A 17774-nucleotide genomic window follows, 5' to 3' on the forward strand; every position below is an offset into this window, starting at 1 on the left:
ATGAAGAAGATCTATACATCTTTTACAGAAGCGGTAAGCGGGATTAAAGATGGTTCCAATCTGATGGTAGGCGGGTTTGGGCTGTGCGGCATTCCTGAAAACCTCATCCTTGCCCTTGTTGAAACAGGCGTAAAGGATCTTACGATTATTTCAAACAACTGCGGTGTAGACGACTGGGGCCTCGGGCTTCTTTTGAAAAATAAGCAAATCAAAAAGATGATCAGCTCGTATGTCGGCGAGAACAAGGAATTTGAACGCCAGGTGCTCTCGGGCGAGATTGAAGTCGAGCTTGTTCCTCAAGGGACGCTTGCTGAAAAAATCCGCGCAGGCGGAGCAGGCATTCCTGCATTCTATACGCCTGCAGGAGTGGGAACGCCGATTGCTGAAGGAAAAGAAACGCGGAACTTCAACGGGAAAGAATACTTGCTTGAAGAAGCGCTGACAGCAGACTTCAGCCTTGTACGCGCGAGCAAAGCGGATAAAATGGGCAACTTGCTCTATAACAAAACGGCTCAGAATTTTAATCCGATGATTGCAGCGGCCGGGAAAGTCACGATTGCTGAAGTGGAAGAGATGGTGGAGACGGGGAGCATTCAGCCGGATGGAATTCATACACCGGGCATTTACGTTCAGGCACTCATTCTCGGAGAGCAGCAGAAGCGCATAGAGCGTCTGACTGTACAAAAGACAGGATGACAGGAGGCAGAGCTATGATCCAAAACAAAGCAGAAGTCCGCGAGAAAATTGCCAAACGGGCTGAACAGGAAATTGAAAACGGTTTCTATGTGAATCTCGGAATTGGCATGCCGACACTGGTCGCCAATTATATCAGTGAAAACAAAGAAGTTGTGCTGCAGTCAGAAAACGGCCTTCTCGGCATCGGTCCGTATCCGAAAGAGGGAGATGTCGATCCTGATTTAATCAATGCGGGTAAAGAGACAGTCACAGCGATTCCTGGTTCTGCTTATTTTGACAGTTCGGAATCATTCGCGATGATCCGCGGTGGGCACGTAAATGTCGCCATTCTAGGCGGTATGGAAGTGTCAGAAAGCGGAGATCTTGCTAACTGGATGATTCCGGGCAAAATGATTAAAGGGATGGGCGGCGCGATGGACCTCGTTCATGGAGCGCAGCGCATCATTGTCATTATGGAGCATGTGAATAAAAACGGCGAACCGAAGATCCTGAACACGTGCACCCTGCCGCTGACAGGCAAAGGGGTTGTGAACCGGATCATAACGGATCAGGCTGTCATTGATGTCACAGAACTCGGCCTCAAACTGAAAGAAGTCGCAAAAGGCTATACAGTGGAGGATATCAAGCGCTCCACTGAACCTGAGCTGATCGTCGGCGACGATGTTATCCTGGACGCCTATTAATCAGTCAAATCCCTTTCTAACATCGCCTTTTCTTGTATATAATGTGTGTATATAGGAGTGATCATCATGGCGAAAAAACAGAAAAAACATCAAAAGGCACAGCCGAAAAAAACAGACGATGGGTCCCTGAATCTTAAGGACCGCCTCGATTCCGGCCTGTTCGAACAGCTATCCGGAATGAAAAAAGGACTGCTTGAAGAACAGGAACAAAAGCAGGAGCAGGAACGCCTGCAGAAGCTTAAGGAAAAGAAAGAAAAAGAGAAAAACAAAAGCTTTGAAGAACTGCTCAACGATAGTCAGTTGAAGTGGTCGGATTATAAATAGAAAAATGCCTTCGCAGATGCGGAGGCATTTTTCTGTCGTTCATGGAAGATTGAAACGCAGTATACAAAAATAGCCTTCCTGAACGGAAGGCTAAAAGGGGGATATGTATCTTTTGAAATCCCCTTCATCCACCATCAGCATACTTAAAAGCTCAGAAAAGCACAATCTTATGGCATTAGCCGTAACAAAATGTTCAAAGATCTATGACGATTTCCTGACATGTTAGTTCATTCTTCTGAACTCACCGGGACTTTTGCCAAGCTGCTGTTTGAAGCGTTTATGAAAATGAGACAGACTCTTGTAGCCGCACGAATCAGAAATGAAGGAAACGCTGTGGTCTGAGGTCAGCAGCAGCTCCTTGGCTTTTACAAGACGCTTCATTTCCAGAAAAGCAGGGAGTGTAAAACCTGTCGTCTTTTTAAATGTTCTGCTGAAATGGGCAGGGCTTACCAATGCTTGATCGGCAAGGACGGTGAGGGACAGATGGGAATTCGTATAGTGAGAGTCAATGTAATTCAGGACATCCTTCATCCACCAGTCCCTTTTATCCGGTATGTGCCCGTTTTTCGCATGTTCAAAGTGCGTATTCATTCTGCTGATTTGAAGGAGCATCCAGTGAAGCAGGAGAATCACTGCGCTGCGGTTTCCTTTTTCAGCGCTGCCATATTCATCATCCATCATGACAAGCAGCTTTTCAAATTCCTTCATCCGCTCCGCTGAAAGACGCAGCTTAAACCGGCCGCTGCGAATAAGGTCATGAAATGGCCCAAGATAGGAAAAAGAATCTCCTACTTCAGCTATCTGAATAAGCATGGGGTGAAAGAGAATGACTGAGCATGTATAAGGGGCTGTTTTTTCAGCGGATGCCTTATGAATGACATCCCCCGGAATCAAATAAAGATCATTTTTCTCCATATTAAAAAAATGCTTATCAATTAAAAAGGACCCTTTTCCGTCGTGAACAAAAACAAGTTCATACCAGTTATGAAAATGATAAAAAGGTACATTCTCACCTGGATTCCCAGTTAATTTTGGGAGGTACACAAGGGGGAAAAGCGGGTCATATTCGTGCCGTTCCTTTACTGCTTTCATCATAATCTGTCCAATCTCTTTTTCATTAGAATAGCAAAGAAAAACGGACTTTGCTCATGAATGCTTCTTTTCATCAAAAAATCGCACATTGGCAGCAAAAAAAGCAAACTTTATGCGCTTTCATTCTTTTATGATCATTGTAGAGACAAAGTCTGCAAGACAATTTATAAAGAAAGAGGGATCGCAATGACAGAGAAAACCAAGCAGGAGCTTCCGGATTTAAAGGGAGAATACGAGCTTTCAAAAGAGCAGATTGCAGCATATCAGGAGGATGGGCATATTTGTCTTAGAGCAGTTGCTTCAGAAGAGGAAGTTGCATCCTACAGGGACGCTGTCCAACAATCTGTGCAGCGCCACGCAGAGAAGCTTGCGCCATTGGAAGAAAGGGATACGTATGGAAAAGCGTTTATTCAGGTCATGAATGTGTGGGAGCATTCGGAGGATGTGAAGAAATTCGTCATGGCAGAAAGATTTGCCAAAATTGCAGCCGACCTTCTCGGTGCAGACGGAGTAAGGATATATCATGATCAGGCGCTTTACAAAGAACCGGGCGGGGGACACACACCCTGGCATCAGGATCAGACATACTGGCCTGTCGATACGGAGAAGACGATCACTATGTGGATGCCGCTTGTGGATGTGACAGATCAAATGGGCTCCATGAGTTTTGCTTCAGGCTCCCATAAACAAGGATACATCAGCAAGCTCGGCATTTCTGATGAATCTCACCGGACACTCGGTGAGTATATTGACCAAAATGATTATAAGAAGGTGACTTATGGCGCCATGAACGCAGGGGACGCCACATTTCACTATGGATGGACGCTGCACAGCGCACCGGGAAATCCGTCGGACTCAACCCGTGAAGTGATGACCGTCATTTACATGGCAGACGGAACAAGAGTTGCTGAAATAGACAATGAAGCAAGAGCAAATGACTTAAAACAATGGATGCCCGGGCTTGTTACCGGGGATGTTGTGAACAGTCCTCTTAACCCGCTTGTTTATCATAAAACGAAAAAAGCAGATGAGAAATGACGGCAGAGTTAATCAGCATAAAGTCGCTTTGGGGAATGCCTGAACCTTTAGAAACACAATTTCAGCGTATTTACGATGCCGGCTATAAAGGAATTGAATGCCCGCTGCCGGACAGCGGAAAAAGGTCCGAATTAAAGGAGCTTCTGCATCAGTACGGGTTTGTTTATGTCGCGCAGATCTTTGCGGACGACAGCAAAAGCTTTGAGGACCAGGTTCAAAAAGCCGCTGAATTAAACCCGCTGCTGATCAATTCCCAAAGCGGCAAAGACTCCATGCCGTTTGACAGGCAGCTGGATTTTTTCCGGAGGGCAGTGGAGGTCGAAAAGGGGATTGGCCTTCCTGTTGCGCACGAAACACACAGGGGAAGAGCAATGTACAGCCCTTGGACAACAGAACGGCTTCTAAACGAGATAGAGGATCTCAAGCTTACTGCCGATTTCAGCCACTGGGTATGTGTGTGCGAGTCACTGCTTGAAGAGCATGCAGAATGTCTCGAGCTTGCGGCAGGCAGAACCATCCACGTGCATACGAGAACCGGCCATGCGCAGGGGCCGCAGGTGCCTGACCCGAGAGATCCGGTCTGGCGGAAAGAACACGATGCCCATTTGAAATGGTGGCGGTCGATCTTTACCCGTCATCAACGCGCGGGAACCGATTTAACCTTTACGCCTGAATACGGTCCGCCGGGCTATATGCCGACAGTTCCTTACACACAGGATCCGGTAAGCGATTTGTGGGAGATCTGCCTCTGGAAAAAATGGGTTATAGAGAACGAATGGACAAAAAAAGACCTTCTTGAAGAACAAGAGCAAAAACAGTAACAGGAACGCCTGCAGAAGCTGAAGGAAAAGAAAGAAGAAGAGAAAAAAACAAAAGCTTTGATGAACTGCTTAATACAGTAATTTAAAGGGGTCGGATTATAAATAGGAAACGCCTCCGCTTAAGTTTAAGTTGTGGAGGGAGAACTGAAAATACGAAAAACAGCAGGTTAATTCGCATGTGAATTTAGCCTGCTATTTTTTGGTTGCTTTTCAGAAGTAAATGGATATAATATACATTAATAGATAATAAAATCATTGATAAAGAGAGTAATTATTTGTGGAAAATAAGCGAGTCAGGGATGGTGTAAGCCTGTCATGAAGCAAGTAATGAACCGGACTTTTGAGATGCTTTCCTGAAATCAGTAGGGGGAGCCGGGGGAAACCTCGTTACTAATTGTGAGTGGTTTTTTAATTTTAAAAAACAAGTAGAGTGGTACCACGGGAATAAAAAGCTCCCGTCTCTTTTTTAAGAGACGGGAGCTTTTTTATTTTGGAGGAGGAAACGTATGGACTTTAAAATTATTTATGCAGACATATTATTTAAGGTGTTGAATGGTCAGCTTGAAAAGAACAAAATCATCCTGATGATAGAAAAACCGAAATTTGAGAACATGGGAGATATGTCATTTCCTTGTTTTGAATTGGCAAAAAGCTTTCGAAAATCACCTCAAAACATCGCACTTGAGATTGCTGCAGAAATTGATGCATCGATCTTTGAAAAGGCAGAAGCAGTTAGTGGATATGTGAATGTATTTCTCGATAAGCAAAAGGTTTCATCTATTGTGCTAAAAGAAATTCTGTCTGAAAAGAATCACTATGGGGATTTAAACCTTGGAAACAACGAGGTTATTACAATTGATTTTTCATCACCTAATATCGCGAAACCTTTTTCAATGGGACATTTACGTTCAACGGTTATCGGCAATTCTCTGGCTCTTATAGCAGAAAAATGCGGTTATTCACCAGTGAGAATTAACCATTTAGGAGACTGGGGTACTCAATTTGGCAAGTTAATTGTTGCTTATAAACGATGGGGAAAAGAAGAAGAAGTAAAGAATCAGCCTATAAAAGAGCTGCTGAAATTGTATGTGAAGTTCCATGAAGAAGCAGAAAAGGATCCTAAGCTTGAGAATGAAGCGCGAGCGTGGTTCAAAAACCTGGAAAATTCAGATCCTGAAGCCATTCAACTATGGGAATGGTTTCGGGAGGAATCATTAAAGGAGTTTTCAAAAATATATGATTTAATGGGGATAGAATTTGACTCCTATCATGGGGAAGCGTTTTATAATGACAAGATGGACAGGGTCGTTCAACTGCTTGAGGACATGAACCTGGCAGAGGAGTCTGAAGGTGCTCAAGTTGTTCCGCTCAAAGAGTTACCGCCATGCCTGATTAAAAAAAGAGATGGAACAACCCTTTATGCTACCCGCGATTTAGCGGCAGCCATTTATCGTCAGGAAACCTATCATTTCGTAAAATCTTTATACGTAGTAGGAAACGAGCAAACCCTTCACTTTAAACAACTGTTCGCTGTGTTAGATAAGATGGGATATCAATGGCAGATGAAGCACGTGCCTTTTGGCATGATGTTAAAGGACGGAAAAAAGATGTCTACCCGTAAAGGAAAAGTTGTATTGCTTGAAGAGGTTTTAGATAACGCAATTAAATTAGCATCGGACCAAATTAACAAGAAAAATCCAAATCTTGTTTCTAAGGTGGAAGTTGCCCGTCAGGTAGGGACGGGGGCGGTTATCTTTCAAGACTTGAAAAATTACCGTCAAAACGATATCGAATTTTCCTTTGAAGACATGTTGAAATTTGAGGGTGAAACCGGGCCATACGTTCAATATACGCATGCTCGGGCTTCTTCCCTTTTAAGAAAAGGGCTCTTCTTGAAGAATCACGAAGCCGTAAGCATAAGAGATATCGAAGCTTGGCCTATTATTACTACCTTACGATCATTCAAGGATGTTATTAAAAGAGCAATGGAAGAATACGATCCATCCCTTGTTGCAAAATATGTGATTGAACTGGCAAGGGCATTTAATAAGTATTATGCATCAATCCGAATTCTAGATGACAGCCATTTAAAACAGGAAAGGCTGACACTTGTTTGTGCAGTTACAGTAGTCCTTAAAGAAGGGCTGCGTTTATTGGGGATGAAAGCTCCGGAGGAAATGTAATAGGAACTCAATTTATTTAAGGTCTATTCTAATTGCAGTATCTTTAGATAAAAAAGCTCGAGTATAAATTAGTTAGCTCTATGGCTATTTTTATTACCTAACTCATCAATTTCTTTAAGTGATTTATGGTAAAATCAGGATAAATAATGAGTGGACAGGGGATGCTGCTGGATTGATTATGATTAATGGAGGTTCTATTATCTTATTGGGTTTTATAGGTTCTCTCATAACTCGGAGTATTGTAATAGCAAGGAAACACAGAAACCAGATACACGTAAGCTGGTTTAAAGAAATGATCACCTTTCTTTTTATCATGTACCTATGTATGGTTGCTGCTGTGACGTTATTTCCTCTCCCAATCGGATATGATTTTCAATACGTGAATGTTGTTCACTTTATCAACTTTGTGCCACTTGTAGCTATTTTTGACGCTATTAATCAAATAGGAACTGCCTATGATGGTGATGTGCTGTTTATGGTCTCGCTTATTCTCAGAAACGTAGGCGGGAATATTTTATTATTGATGCCTCTTGGTTTTTTGGCACCGGTTGTATGGAATAAATTTAGGGGATTTAAAGAAGTTATTTTATTAGGCCTGGCAGTATCGGTAACCATTGAGATTTTACAGCTTGTAGAAAATGTTGCTGGTGCATGGGGACGAATAACAGATATTGATGATGTGATTTGCAATGTTTTGGGTGTCGGTTTTGGATACCTTATATACAGTCTTATTTTAAAAGCTGGTGAAAAATATCAAATCAAAGGATTGAAAAATTTCAGTTCATAAACAACGGCAGAAAGAGTGATTCACTCTCTCTGCCGTTATTCGTTCCAATTGAAATCCTCAGCGATGCGCCTCATATTTATCAAACTTCGTCAATGCCTGCAGCGCAACAAACTCTTCGCCTGAAAGCGGGCGAGTCTCTGCAGCGCGGCAGTTTGCCTGAACCTGTTCGATTTTGCTTGCGCCGGGAACGATGGTTCCGACTGTCTGCTGTTTCAGGCAGTACTGGATGGCCGTTTCGGTCATGGAAAGTCCGCTTTCTGCAGCGATTTGCGGAAGCAGTCTGCGCAGGTCTTCTTCGCTGTATGATAGGTAGCCTTTTTCATTCAGCTTTGTTTCCCAGTTGTCTGTAAGCAGTCCCTTGGCCATTGGACCGCGGCCGATGACGCTGACCCCATGGTCGTTTAGAAGGGGAAACCATTCTTCTGGACGGCGGTCAAGAAGGCTGTATTGCATCATGACAGAGACGATGGAGGATTTCTCCAGGTACTGTTTAATGACATTTGGACGAATGGAGGAGATGCCGTAGTAGCGGATCAATCCCTCTTTTTTCAATTCCTCGAAAGCCTCGATGGTTTCATCGATATTATCTTCGATTGTGCCTCCGTGGAGCTGGTAAAGGTCGATGTAATCTGTTTTCAGGCGTTTCAGACTGTTTTTGACGGCTTCTTTTATGTAGCTTTTAGAAGCGTCCCACGTCCAGCCGTCTTTTGCTTCGTTCCAGCGGTTGCCCGCTTTTGTGGCGAGAATGATTTCTTTTCGTTTCTTTTTCAGGGCAGCTCCGACAAACTCTTCATTCAGGCCGAAATCGTATAGATCGGCCGTGTCAAAATAGTTGATGCCTTCATGAAGCGCTGCATCGATGATGGATTCTGCCTGCTCCTTGTCAGTGCCAAGGGACATGCAGCCGAGTCCGACTTCACTTACCAGTAAATCAGATGTGCCAAGCTGTCTTTTTTTCATGCGTCTCACTCCTGCCTGATAGTCTTTCTTCTGACATTAGTACAAGCAGGAGGAAAAAGCAATTGTGACGCTTATTTGTCCTTTGTCCACTGTTCAATTGTTTCATATTTTCTGCTGTATTCCTTCAGCTTCTCCCGGACTTCCCAGGCTTTGCCGACCAGCACGATGCCCTTTTCAAGAAGGTAGATCTTCATGTTTATTCGCCTCGCTTCCCGTGTAGTGGATATCAGTATGTCCATTAAAGCGGTGTTTCAGGCGGTGCCTCTGATGCTTGTTAAGAATGTGGTAGAATATATGTATTCATGAGAATTTGTAGAACGCGGAGGTACGGAAATGAACCACTTAAAGGAAACCACTAAAACATCAGAAAAATTATTTTCAGGACGCATTATTGATTTATACCTGGAAGAGGTGGAACTGCCTAACGGAAAAACAAGCACGCGTGAAATTATCAAGCATCCAGGTGCTGTCGCTGTCCTTGCACTGACGAAAGACAAAAAGCTTGTGATGGTTCAGCAGTACCGAAAAGCCATGGAGCGGGTGCTTGTTGAGATTCCTGCAGGCAAGCTTGAAAAAGGAGAGCTTCCGGAAGTGACGGCAAAGCGTGAGCTTGAGGAAGAAACAGGCTATACAACACAATCGCTGCAGCATCTGATTTCTTTTTATACATCTCCGGGATTTGCCGATGAACTTGTGCATGTTTACTACACGGATGACCTGCACGTACTTGAAGAGAAGGCAGAGCTTGATGAGGACGAGTTTGTCGATGTGCTGGAGGTGACGCTTGAAGAGGCGCAGCAGCTGATTGATGAGCAGCGGATTTTTGATGCGAAAACCGCCTATGCAGTTCAATATCTGCAGTTAAAGCAGGCTCTTCAAAGATAGCATGAACGATTATTATGCGGACTTACATATTCATATAGGCCGGACTTCTTCCGGAAAGCCTGTAAAAATAACGGCTTCTAAGCAGCTTACGCTTGAAAACATTTTAATAGAAGCAAGCGGGCACAAAGGGATGGACATCATAGGAGTCATAGACTGTCACGTTCCTGAAGTTCTTATGACGCTTGAAAACGGCATTTTGGAAGGAAAATGGAGCGAGCTTCCGGGCGGAGGGATTCAATTTGAAAAAACGGTCCTCCTGCTTGGCTGTGAAATAGAAGTGTATGATTCTCTTTGCAAAGGGCCGCTGCACGTTCTGGTGTTCATGCCGACACTTGAAAGGATGAAGGACTTTTCCAATTGGCTCAGCAGCCGGGTGAAAAATCTGACGCTTAGTACACAGAGAATGTACGGGGAAGCCAAAACGCTGCAGAAGAAAGTAAGGGAGCTTGACGGGCTTTTTATCCCAGCCCATATCTTCACTCCGCATAAAAGTCTGTATGGAAGCGGAGTCCGTGCATCACTTGGAGAGATTCTTGATCCGGAACTGATTGATGCCGTTGAGCTTGGCCTGAGTTCAGACACAGAGATGGCATCGAAGGTCACCGAGCTTGACAAGTATCCGTTTCTGACCAATTCGGATGCTCATTCGACGGCCAAAATCGGAAGAGAATATCAGAAGCTCAAGCTTGCCGAACCGTCATTTGAAGAGGTCCGGATGGCGCTGAAAGAGGAAGGGAACCGCAGGATTGCATCCAACCACGGGCTGAATCCGCTGCTTGGAAAGTATTACAGAACCGTCTGTGAGACATGCGGTGCTGCAAAAGAAGGACATGAACAGGCATGCAAAAACTGCGGCAGTTCCCGGTTTACAAAAGGGGTCAGCACCCGGCTGGCTGAACTGGCGGACAGAAGGGCCGGAAGCGGCAGGGAGCGCCCGCCTTATCTGCACCAGGTTCCGCTGCAGTTTATACCCGGCATTGGCCCGAAAACACTGGAAAAACTGAAGACTGCATTCGGAACGGAAATGACAATCCTGAATGTGGTTTCAAAGGAACGTCTCGAGAACGTACTTCCTGCTAAAACAGCAGCATACATACTTGCTGCAAGGGAAGGCAGGCTTGGGGCCGAACCAGGCGGAGGCGGGATTTACGGCAGGGTTTCTAGAGTGTAAAAGAGGTAGGGACATAAATAAAAAAAGGGTGAATTTGAGTGTGAACTAGTCAAATTCATCCTCTTTCATTTTTCTTATATTGCTTTGTGATTTGCTGCTAGGTCCCTATAACGAACAATTAACCTTCTTTATACGGTATAATTAACGGCCGGAGCAAAAATAGCATAAGATTCACGCGCAATCGTACGGTATAATCTACAGCTGATGTTTAAATAGCATAATGTAGACGCCTTTTTGTAGGGATTTTCAGCTCTGAATCAATTCAGCGCACAAAGAATCAATTTTTCAATTAGTGTGAACTGTTCTATGTTTTGTCCCAGCCTCTCTTGCGTTAAAAGATTTTAGCGAATACACACGTATCTCTGAGAGTACCTCCGTCTGCAGAAACATCGTCTTGCCTCAGTATGCCTTCCAGCTGATAACCGAGTTTTTCAGGGATGCGGCGGCTTTTTGTGTTCTCCGGATCGCACCTGATTTCCACACGTTTGGCGCCGAATTCTCTGGCGGCAAAGGCAGTCAGTGCTTCAACAGCCTCAGTCATATATCCTTTTCCGGAGTGCTTTGTCGAAATCCAGTAGCCGATTTCCACTTTCGGAACATCCCAGTTCATACGGTGGAAGCCGGTGCTTCCTATAAACTCGCCGGTGATCCGATCAAAAATAAGAAGACGCAGATCCTCCCGCAGCATGAATTTAGCACAGGATTCCCTAATATTTGCTTCCGTGTCTTCTATGGTCTGGGTTTTCTGGGCAAACGGCATCCATGGCTTTAACTCCTCAAGCGATTCGTTTACGGCGGCGTTCACTGCCTTGCCGTCACCTGGACGCGGAGCGCGGATCAGGAGTCTGTCTGTTGTCAGTTCATTCGGAAAATCAAGTAAGATTGGTCGTTTCATAGGAACACCGCCTTGTCAGTTTTTAAGAATTATAACCTTTTTGGAAAATAATGCAATAGGGGCTTGTCATAGTTTCTTCCGTTTTTTCATACAATCTAGTAAGTGAAAAACCGGGAGGAAGAAATGATGCGCAAACATCCATTAAAAGCAATGATGATCCAGCATATGAAAGAACGCTCGTCGCTCTACCTGTTTGTTTTTGTATTGTTTTTGATGGGGGTTATTTTCGGGGCGGTCATCGTCAACAGCATGAACTTTACTCAAAAGGAAGATTTGTATTTTTATTTAAGCCGCTTTTTCGGACAAGTTTCTGAAGGGAAAGTGGCAAGCTCGGTGGAAATGCTGCAGCAGAGTTTTTTTCATAATCTGAAATATTTGGGCCTGATGTGGGTGCTCGGCATTTCAATCATAGGTTTGCCGGTAATTCTGATTATGTTATTCTTAAAGGGAATTGTCGTTGGCTTTACTGTCGGTTTTCTGGTCAATCAAATGGGCTGGCAGGGCTTTTTGCTTTCATTTGTTTCGGTTATGCCGCAGAATATGATTTTAATACCGGCATTTATTATTATGGGTACGACAGCCATCTCGTTTTCTCTTAAAATTGTAAAGCAGCTCTTGAATAAAAAATCAAATTTGTCAGAGTCGCCGTTTTCGATGTTCGCGCGGTACGCAGCATTCTTTGTAGGTATTGCTGTGCTGACTGCCGCCGCATCAGGGCTTGAGGCATATGCGTCGCCTGTATTAATGAAAAATGTCATTGAGATTGTATCTAAATAGAATGATTTTTATCTAATAATCATTTTATTTATTAGATTGGAATGATTTTCGTTGGACACATCCCTTTCTTTTGATATAATGGATGAGGAACGCGGCGAGGGAGGAATGTGTGTATGGAAAGCAGAATTGAGCGGATAAAAAAGCAGTTGCATTCATCCAGCTACAAGCTGACTCCTCAGCGCGAAGCTACTGTCAGAGTACTGCTTGAGCGCGAAGAAGATCACTTGAGTGCTGAAGATGTTTACCTCCTCGTTAAGGAAAAAGCGCCAGAGATTGGTTTAGCAACTGTTTATCGTACGTTGGAGCTACTTACAGAACTTAAAATTGTCGATAAAATAAACTTTGGAGACGGCGTATCGCGCTATGATTTGAGAAAAGAAGGCGCAGCGCACTTTCATCATCATCTTGTCTGCATTGATTGCGGCGCGGTCGCTGAAATAGAAGAAGATCTTCTTGAGGATGTAGAACAGATTGTTGAGCGGGACTTTCAATTTAAAATTAAAGATCACCGTCTGACCTTTCACGGCATTTGCCGCCGGTGTCAGGAGAAAGAACAGAAGGATGAAGAGCAGGAGTAAACCTTTCCTAATTATTGGAGAGGTTTTTTTGCGTTTTTTCGTATAAAGTTTGTCCTTTTTGGCATATGTTTAGGTAAGATGCCGGGTTCTTAAGGAGGCAATGCGAGTGAGAGCAGCACGGACCATGTTTGATATGATCAAAGTGTTTATTTTGTTTACCGGATTTACGATTCTTTTCTATTATGCTATCATTTGGGTTAACTTAGAGTATGAAGAAATGCACCGTTATGACCAGCCCGAGGGTGCAGCGCTTAAGGTCACCAAGATGGTGGCCGATGAAGAGGAGCACTGGCTGAACAGGCTGCTTTTCTTTTACTTAAACGGGGAGTAGAGGAAATTGAAAGATCAAATTCAGGATTTCATGCATTACCTGGTGGTGGAGCGGGGGCTTTCCCACAATACCATTGTTTCGTATGAACGTGATTTAAAAAGCTACCATCACTATTTGACTGAAAAAGAAGAGCTTTCGTCTTTTCAGGACGTGACGCGACTTTCAATTATCCATTTCTTAAAATCCTTAAAGGAAGCGGGAAAATCAAGCAAAACGATCGCCCGGCACACTGCTTCCATCCGCAGCTTTCACCAGTTTCTTTTAAGAGAAAAGGCCGCAGACCACGATCCAACTGTACATATTGAATCTCCCCAGGTCGAACGGACCCTTCCTAAAGTGCTTTCACTGACAGAAGTTGAAAAACTGCTTGATACGCCAAAACTTACTTCGCCGTTTGGCTACAGGGATAAAGCCATGCTTGAGCTGCTTTACGCGACAGGCATACGGGTGAGTGAGATGATTAACCTTGATATAACTGATGTGCATCTAACGATGGGCTTTGTCCGCTGCATCGGAAAAGGCAATAAAGAGCGGATTGTTCCGATTGGAAGAACCGCTGCAGAAGCGCTTGAGACGTACATCGACAGGGGAAGAACAAAGCTTGCATCGAAGAAAAACCAGACAGATGCCCTGTTTTTAAACCATCACGGAAACAGAATGACACGCCAGGGCTACTGGAAGAATCTGAAGAAGCTTGCTCTTGAAGCAGGCATCAGCAAAGAGCTTACGCCGCATACTCTCCGCCATTCGTTTGCAACGCATCTTCTAGAAAATGGAGCAGATCTCCGGGCAGTGCAGGAAATGCTTGGCCATGCAGATATCTCCACAACTCAAATTTACACACACGTTTCAAAGACGAGACTGAAAGACGTCTACAGACAATATCATCCAAGAGCATAAGCCATCCTGAGGGGTGGCTTTTTATCATTTTTTTGCCAAAAAGGTTTTCGAACAAATAAAACAAGGAAAAAGAAAGATAATGATTGTCAGAATCCGTGAAAACGGTTTATACTTTAGATGTCAGACTTCTGACCAATGAAAACGCGTAAATCAATCTTCATCGATTTGGAAATGGTAGTAAAGAGCAACTTTAAGTCATAAGGAGGATCTACATGTCTGATTATACATATAAAAGAGTTTTTCTGATCGTCATGGATTCAGTCGGCATCGGGGAAGCACCGGATGCAGCTGATTTTGGCGACAAAGGCTCCCACACACTCGGCCACATTGCAGAGCATATGAAAGGCCTTAACATGCCGAACATGGCAAAGCTTGGACTGAGCAACATAGAAGAAATCGAAGGAATTCCTGCTCAGGAAAAACCGCAGGCATTCTATACAAAAATGAAGGAAGCTTCAAACGGCAAGGATACGATGACTGGTCACTGGGAAATCATGGGCCTTCGTATTGATACACCGTTTAAAGTGTTTCCGGACGGTTTTCCTGATGAACTGATTTCTGCTATAGAAGAAAAAACAGGCAGAAAAGTGATTGGAAACAAGCCTGCATCGGGAACGGAGATTCTGGATGAACTCGGTGAAGAGCATATGAAAACCGGAGCGCTGATTGTCTACACATCTGCGGATTCAGTTCTTCAGATTGCGGCTCATGAGGACATCATACCGATTGAAGAGCAGCTAAAAATCTGTGAAATGGCACGCGAGATGACCCTTGATGAAAAGTATATGGTCGGACGCGTCATTGCCCGTCCTTTTGTCGGAAATCCGGGGGATTTCAAGCGTACGGCAAACCGCCACGACTATGCGCTGAAGCCATTTGAGCGCACAGTTATGAATGAGCTTCAGGACGGCGGGCTCGACGTCATTGCCATCGGCAAAATTTCGGATATTTATGACGGTGAAGGCATTACAGATGCGCTCCGCACGAAATCCAATATGGACGGAATGGATAAAATCGTTCAGACGGCAGACCGTGATTTTACTGGCTTAAGCTTTGTAAACCTTGTTGATTTTGATGCGCTGTTCGGGCACAGAAGAGATCCTGAGGGATATGGACGTGCACTTGAAGAATATGATGCACGCCTGCCTGAATTAATGTCCAAATTAAATGAAGATGACCTGCTCATCATTACGGCTGACCACGGAAATGACCCTGTTCATCATGGGACAGACCATACACGTGAATATGTTCCGCTTTTGGTGTACAGCCCGCGAATGAAGCAGGGCACGGAACTGCCTGTCCGCGAAACATTTGCTGATATCGGCGCAACGATTGCCGACAATTTTAAAGTGACTATGCCAAAGCATGGAAAAAGCTTTTTGAGCGAATTGAAAAACTAAGGGGGAACGTGACATGCTGCAAGAAATCAAACAGTCTGCAGAATTCATGAAGGAAAAAGTAAAAAATCTTCCTGAGATCGGTCTGATTCTTGGATCTGGTCTTGGTGTTCTGGCGGATGAAATCGAAAATCCGGTTAAAATTCCATATGAGGACATTCCAAACTTTCCGGTATCCACTGTTGAGGGTCATGCCGGACAGCTTGTATTCGGAACGCTCAAAGGAGCAAACGTTGCTGCTATGCAGGGCCGTTTCCACTTTTACGAAGGCTATGACATGAAAAAAGTGACGTTCCCTGTTCGTGTTTTAAAGGAAATGGGCGTAAAAACGATTATCGTCACTAATGCAGCAGGCGGGGTAAATGAATCGTTTCAACCCGGTGATTTAATGATTATCTCTGATCATATCAATAATATGGGGACTAGCCCGTTAATCGGACCAAATGATTCAGACCTTGGCGTGCGTTTCCCTGACATGTCCCAGGCCTATAGCCGCAAACTGAGAACTCTTGCTAAAGATGCTGCCGCAGAGCTTGGGATCAAAGTACAGGAAGGCGTGTATGTTGGAAATACCGGACCTGCTTATGAAACACCTGCAGAAGTTCGTCTGGCGAGAGTGCTTGGCGGCGATGCGGTCGGCATGTCTACTGTGCCTGAAGTTATTGTAGCGAACCATGCAGGCATGAACGTGCTTGGCATTTCCTGTATTTCAAACATGGCTGCCGGTATTCTGGACCAGCCGCTTTCACATGACGAAGTAATGGAAACAACAGAAATGGTAAAAGCGAATTTCCTGGATTTAGTGAAGAAGATCGTTTCAGATATTCACAGCGAGGTGGAGAAAAAATGAGAATTGTTGACTTAATTGAAAAAAAACGTGACGGAAAAGAACTGACAAAAGAAGAAATCAGCTTTATCATCAAAGGCTATACAAACGGTGACATTCCTGACTATCAAATGAGTGCTCTTACAATGGCGATCTTTTTTAAAGGCATGACAAAAGAAGAGCGCGCAAACTTAACGATGGAAATGGTTCATTCAGGCGACACGATCGACCTCAGCAAGATTGAAGGCATCAAGGTTGATAAGCACAGCACAGGCGGAGTAGGCGATACAACGACACTTGTTCTTGGACCTCTTGTCGCTGCAGTCGGCGTGCCGGTTGCGAAAATGTCAGGACGCGGTCTTGGCCACACTGGCGGAACGATTGATAAACTTGAAGCCGTACCTGGATTCCACGTTGAAATTGAAAACGAAGAGTTCATTAAGCTTGTAAACCAAAACAAAATCGCGGTTATCGGCCAGAGCGGCAACTTAACTCCTGCTGATAAAAAGCTTTACGCTCTTCGTGACGTAACAGCTACCGTTGACAGCATTCCGCTGATTGCAAGCTCCATTATGAGCAAAAAAATTGCAGCAGGCGCAGATGCAATTGTTCTTGATGTAAAAACAGGCGCAGGCGCATTTATGAAAGACCTTGATGATGCAAGAGAGCTTGCACAGGCAATGGTTGAGATCGGAAATGCAGTCGGACGCAAAACGATGGCCGTTATTTCTGATATGAGCCAGCCGCTTGGCTACGCAATCGGAAATGCCCTTGAAATCAAAGAAGCGATTGATACGTTAAAAGGAGAAGGTCCGGAAGATCTTCACGAGCTGTGCTTAACGCTTGGAAGCTACATGGTATTCCTTGCAGAAAAAGCGTCATCACTTGAAGAAGCGCGCAGCATGCTTGAAGAAGTGATTCAAAACGGAAAAGCTCTTGAAACGCTCAAAGTTTTCCTTGAAGCACAGGGGGGAGACGGTTCAGTTGTTGATGACCCGAGCAAAATGCCGCAGGCAAAATACAAGGTTGAACTTCCTGCAAAAGAAGACGGCTATGTATCTGAAATCGTAGCAGATTCTGTAGGGGTTGCTGCGATGTGGCTTGGAGCCGGACGCGCTACGAAAGAATCTGAAATCGACCTTGCAGTCGGTCTGATGCTGAACAAAAAAATTGGAGAGGCCGTCAAAAAAGGCGATTCTCTAGTGACTATTTACAGCAACCAGGAAGATGTGGAGCAAGTAAAAGCAAAGCTTTATGAGAGCATCAAAGTGTCACAGCAGTCAGTGGAAGCACCGCCGCTTGTGCATGATACAGTAAAAGAATAAGAACAGCCAGAGCCGGGATGAACTCCCGGCTTTTTGCATGCAAAAATTTTGGTGTCCATAAGTATATTTTTTCATCACATGGAAAAAATGGGAAGTATATGAATG

20 protein-coding genes and 1 other annotated feature are annotated in these 17774 nt (G+C 44.3%); of the genes, 16 read left to right on the forward strand and 4 right to left on the reverse strand.

Going from position 1 to position 17774, the window contains the following annotated elements:
* From MHB63_16770 to MHB63_16780, 3 genes are all read left to right on the forward strand, one after another.
* Nucleotides 1-696 (forward strand): CoA transferase subunit A, encoded by a 696-nt coding sequence (locus MHB63_16770; protein ID MEK3808172.1) that lies wholly within the window; start codon nucleotides 1-3, stop codon nucleotides 694-696.
* Nucleotides 697-710: 14 nt separating this feature from the next.
* On the forward strand, nucleotides 711-1379 hold the full coding sequence (locus tag MHB63_16775; GenBank protein MEK3808173.1) for a CoA transferase subunit B: 669 nt from the start codon (nucleotides 711-713) through the stop codon (nucleotides 1377-1379).
* A gap of 66 nt (nucleotides 1380-1445) precedes the next feature.
* Nucleotides 1446-1703: a DUF3886 domain-containing protein gene (locus tag MHB63_16780; protein MEK3808174.1), complete on the forward strand. Its 258-nt coding sequence runs from the start codon at nucleotides 1446-1448 to the stop codon at nucleotides 1701-1703.
* 222 nt (nucleotides 1704-1925) lie between these two features.
* On the opposite strand, the gene MHB63_16785 is transcribed toward MHB63_16780, so the two are convergent.
* Nucleotides 1926-2798 carry an AraC family transcriptional regulator gene (locus MHB63_16785; GenBank protein ID MEK3808175.1) on the reverse strand — a complete coding sequence of 291 codons (873 nt, stop codon included), beginning with the start codon at nucleotides 2796-2798 and terminating at the stop codon, nucleotides 1926-1928.
* 183 nt (nucleotides 2799-2981) lie between these two features.
* Here MHB63_16785 and MHB63_16790 point away from each other — a divergent pair, with 183 nt between their 5' ends.
* The 4 genes from MHB63_16790 (at nucleotide 2982) to MHB63_16805 (ending at nucleotide 7624) form a co-directional block, all read left to right on the forward strand.
* Nucleotides 2982-3833 (forward strand): phytanoyl-CoA dioxygenase family protein, encoded by an 852-nt coding sequence (locus tag MHB63_16790; protein MEK3808176.1) that lies wholly within the window; start codon nucleotides 2982-2984, stop codon nucleotides 3831-3833.
* A complete protein-coding gene (locus MHB63_16795) occupies nucleotides 3830-4654 on the forward strand; it encodes a TIM barrel protein (GenBank protein ID MEK3808177.1) in 825 nt (274 codons plus the stop codon). The genes MHB63_16790 and MHB63_16795 overlap by 4 nt, the downstream gene beginning before the upstream one ends.
* A gap of 246 nt (nucleotides 4655-4900) precedes the next feature.
* Nucleotides 4901-5120 (forward strand) — a binding site (T-box leader).
* A 40-nt stretch (nucleotides 5121-5160) separates the two neighbouring features.
* Nucleotides 5161-6837, forward strand: coding sequence for an arginine--tRNA ligase (argS, locus tag MHB63_16800; protein MEK3808178.1), 1677 nt, complete (start codon nucleotides 5161-5163; stop codon nucleotides 6835-6837).
* A gap of 172 nt (nucleotides 6838-7009) precedes the next feature.
* Nucleotides 7010-7624: a VanZ family protein gene (locus MHB63_16805; GenBank protein MEK3808179.1), complete on the forward strand. Its 615-nt coding sequence runs from the start codon at nucleotides 7010-7012 to the stop codon at nucleotides 7622-7624.
* Between the two features lie 57 nt (nucleotides 7625-7681).
* Here the strand turns inward: MHB63_16805 and MHB63_16810 are convergent, their stop codons facing one another.
* Both MHB63_16810 and mciZ read right to left on the reverse strand, forming a co-directional pair.
* Nucleotides 7682-8584 carry an aldo/keto reductase gene (locus tag MHB63_16810; protein ID MEK3808180.1) on the reverse strand — a complete coding sequence of 301 codons (903 nt, stop codon included), beginning with the start codon at nucleotides 8582-8584 and terminating at the stop codon, nucleotides 7682-7684.
* 71 nt (nucleotides 8585-8655) lie between these two features.
* Entirely contained in the window at nucleotides 8656-8778 is a 123-nt protein-coding gene (gene mciZ / locus MHB63_16815; protein MEK3808181.1) for a Z-ring formation inhibitor MciZ, read from the reverse strand.
* A gap of 139 nt (nucleotides 8779-8917) precedes the next feature.
* Here mciZ and MHB63_16820 point away from each other — a divergent pair, with 139 nt between their 5' ends.
* Both MHB63_16820 and MHB63_16825 read left to right on the forward strand, forming a co-directional pair.
* A complete protein-coding gene (locus MHB63_16820) occupies nucleotides 8918-9469 on the forward strand; it encodes an NUDIX hydrolase (GenBank protein MEK3808182.1) in 552 nt (183 codons plus the stop codon).
* Between the two features lies 1 nt (nucleotide 9470).
* Nucleotides 9471-10640 carry an endonuclease Q family protein gene (locus MHB63_16825; protein ID MEK3808183.1) on the forward strand — a complete coding sequence of 390 codons (1170 nt, stop codon included), beginning with the start codon at nucleotides 9471-9473 and terminating at the stop codon, nucleotides 10638-10640.
* Between the two features lie 331 nt (nucleotides 10641-10971).
* Here MHB63_16825 and MHB63_16830 read toward each other — a convergent pair whose 3' ends face one another.
* The gene (locus tag MHB63_16830) at nucleotides 10972-11535 is read right to left on the reverse strand and encodes a GNAT family N-acetyltransferase (protein ID MEK3808184.1); all 564 of its coding nucleotides are present in this window, start codon (nucleotides 11533-11535) and stop codon (nucleotides 10972-10974) included.
* Nucleotides 11536-11661: 126 nt separating this feature from the next.
* Between MHB63_16830 and spoIIM the strand changes: the two genes are divergently transcribed.
* The 7 genes from spoIIM to MHB63_16865 all read left to right on the forward strand — a co-directional run bounded on the left by spoIIM (nucleotide 11662) and on the right by MHB63_16865 (nucleotide 17669).
* On the forward strand, nucleotides 11662-12312 hold the full coding sequence (gene spoIIM / locus MHB63_16835) for a stage II sporulation protein M (protein MEK3808185.1): 651 nt from the start codon (nucleotides 11662-11664) through the stop codon (nucleotides 12310-12312).
* A gap of 113 nt (nucleotides 12313-12425) precedes the next feature.
* On the forward strand, nucleotides 12426-12890 hold the full coding sequence (locus tag MHB63_16840) for a Fur family transcriptional regulator (protein MEK3808186.1): 465 nt from the start codon (nucleotides 12426-12428) through the stop codon (nucleotides 12888-12890).
* 100 nt (nucleotides 12891-12990) lie between these two features.
* Nucleotides 12991-13221 carry a YqzK family protein gene (locus MHB63_16845; protein MEK3808187.1) on the forward strand — a complete coding sequence of 77 codons (231 nt, stop codon included), beginning with the start codon at nucleotides 12991-12993 and terminating at the stop codon, nucleotides 13219-13221.
* A 6-nt stretch (nucleotides 13222-13227) separates the two neighbouring features.
* Nucleotides 13228-14121, forward strand: coding sequence for a site-specific tyrosine recombinase XerD (xerD, locus tag MHB63_16850; GenBank protein MEK3808188.1), 894 nt, complete (start codon nucleotides 13228-13230; stop codon nucleotides 14119-14121).
* 212 nt (nucleotides 14122-14333) lie between these two features.
* Entirely contained in the window at nucleotides 14334-15521 is a 1188-nt protein-coding gene (gene deoB, locus MHB63_16855) for a phosphopentomutase (GenBank protein MEK3808189.1), read from the forward strand.
* A 13-nt stretch (nucleotides 15522-15534) separates the two neighbouring features.
* Nucleotides 15535-16368, forward strand: a complete 834-nt coding sequence (locus MHB63_16860; protein MEK3808190.1) for a purine-nucleoside phosphorylase — start codon at nucleotides 15535-15537, stop codon at nucleotides 16366-16368.
* Nucleotides 16365-17669, forward strand: coding sequence for a pyrimidine-nucleoside phosphorylase (locus MHB63_16865; GenBank protein MEK3808191.1), 1305 nt, complete (start codon nucleotides 16365-16367; stop codon nucleotides 17667-17669). Before MHB63_16860 ends, MHB63_16865 begins: the two co-directional genes overlap by 4 nt.
* Nucleotides 17670-17774: the final 105 nt, after the last annotated feature.

Source organism: Bacillus sp. FSL H8-0547, from assembly GCA_038002745.1.
GTDB lineage: Bacteria > Bacillota > Bacilli > Bacillales > Bacillaceae > Bacillus_P.

Excerpts from the sequence above, each read along its gene's own strand:
- MHB63_16785 (MEK3808175.1), bottom strand. The coding sequence starts at position 2,798 with ATGATGAAAGCAGTAAAGGAACGGCACGAATATGACCCGCTTTTCCCC.
- argS (MEK3808178.1), top strand. The coding sequence starts at position 5,161 with ATGGACTTTAAAATTATTTATGCAGACATATTATTTAAGGTGTTGAAT.
- MHB63_16780 (MEK3808174.1), top strand. The coding sequence starts at position 1,446 with ATGGCGAAAAAACAGAAAAAACATCAAAAGGCACAGCCGAAAAAAACA.
- spoIIM (MEK3808185.1), top strand. The coding sequence starts at position 11,662 with ATGCGCAAACATCCATTAAAAGCAATGATGATCCAGCATATGAAAGAA.
- MHB63_16840 (MEK3808186.1), top strand. The coding sequence starts at position 12,426 with ATGGAAAGCAGAATTGAGCGGATAAAAAAGCAGTTGCATTCATCCAGC.
- MHB63_16860 (MEK3808190.1), top strand. The coding sequence starts at position 15,535 with ATGCTGCAAGAAATCAAACAGTCTGCAGAATTCATGAAGGAAAAAGTA.
- MHB63_16795 (MEK3808177.1), top strand. The coding sequence starts at position 3,830 with ATGACGGCAGAGTTAATCAGCATAAAGTCGCTTTGGGGAATGCCTGAA.
- MHB63_16770 (MEK3808172.1), top strand. The coding sequence starts at position 1 with ATGAAGAAGATCTATACATCTTTTACAGAAGCGGTAAGCGGGATTAAA.
- MHB63_16865 (MEK3808191.1), top strand. The coding sequence starts at position 16,365 with ATGAGAATTGTTGACTTAATTGAAAAAAAACGTGACGGAAAAGAACTG.
- MHB63_16790 (MEK3808176.1), top strand. The coding sequence starts at position 2,982 with ATGACAGAGAAAACCAAGCAGGAGCTTCCGGATTTAAAGGGAGAATAC.
- MHB63_16820 (MEK3808182.1), top strand. The coding sequence starts at position 8,918 with ATGAACCACTTAAAGGAAACCACTAAAACATCAGAAAAATTATTTTCA.
- MHB63_16775 (MEK3808173.1), top strand. The coding sequence starts at position 711 with ATGATCCAAAACAAAGCAGAAGTCCGCGAGAAAATTGCCAAACGGGCT.
- MHB63_16845 (MEK3808187.1), top strand. The coding sequence starts at position 12,991 with ATGCGAGTGAGAGCAGCACGGACCATGTTTGATATGATCAAAGTGTTT.
- MHB63_16830 (MEK3808184.1), bottom strand. The coding sequence starts at position 11,535 with ATGAAACGACCAATCTTACTTGATTTTCCGAATGAACTGACAACAGAC.
- deoB (MEK3808189.1), top strand. The coding sequence starts at position 14,334 with ATGTCTGATTATACATATAAAAGAGTTTTTCTGATCGTCATGGATTCA.
- MHB63_16810 (MEK3808180.1), bottom strand. The coding sequence starts at position 8,584 with ATGAAAAAAAGACAGCTTGGCACATCTGATTTACTGGTAAGTGAAGTC.
- MHB63_16825 (MEK3808183.1), top strand. The coding sequence starts at position 9,471 with ATGAACGATTATTATGCGGACTTACATATTCATATAGGCCGGACTTCT.
- mciZ (MEK3808181.1), bottom strand. The coding sequence starts at position 8,778 with ATGAAGATCTACCTTCTTGAAAAGGGCATCGTGCTGGTCGGCAAAGCC.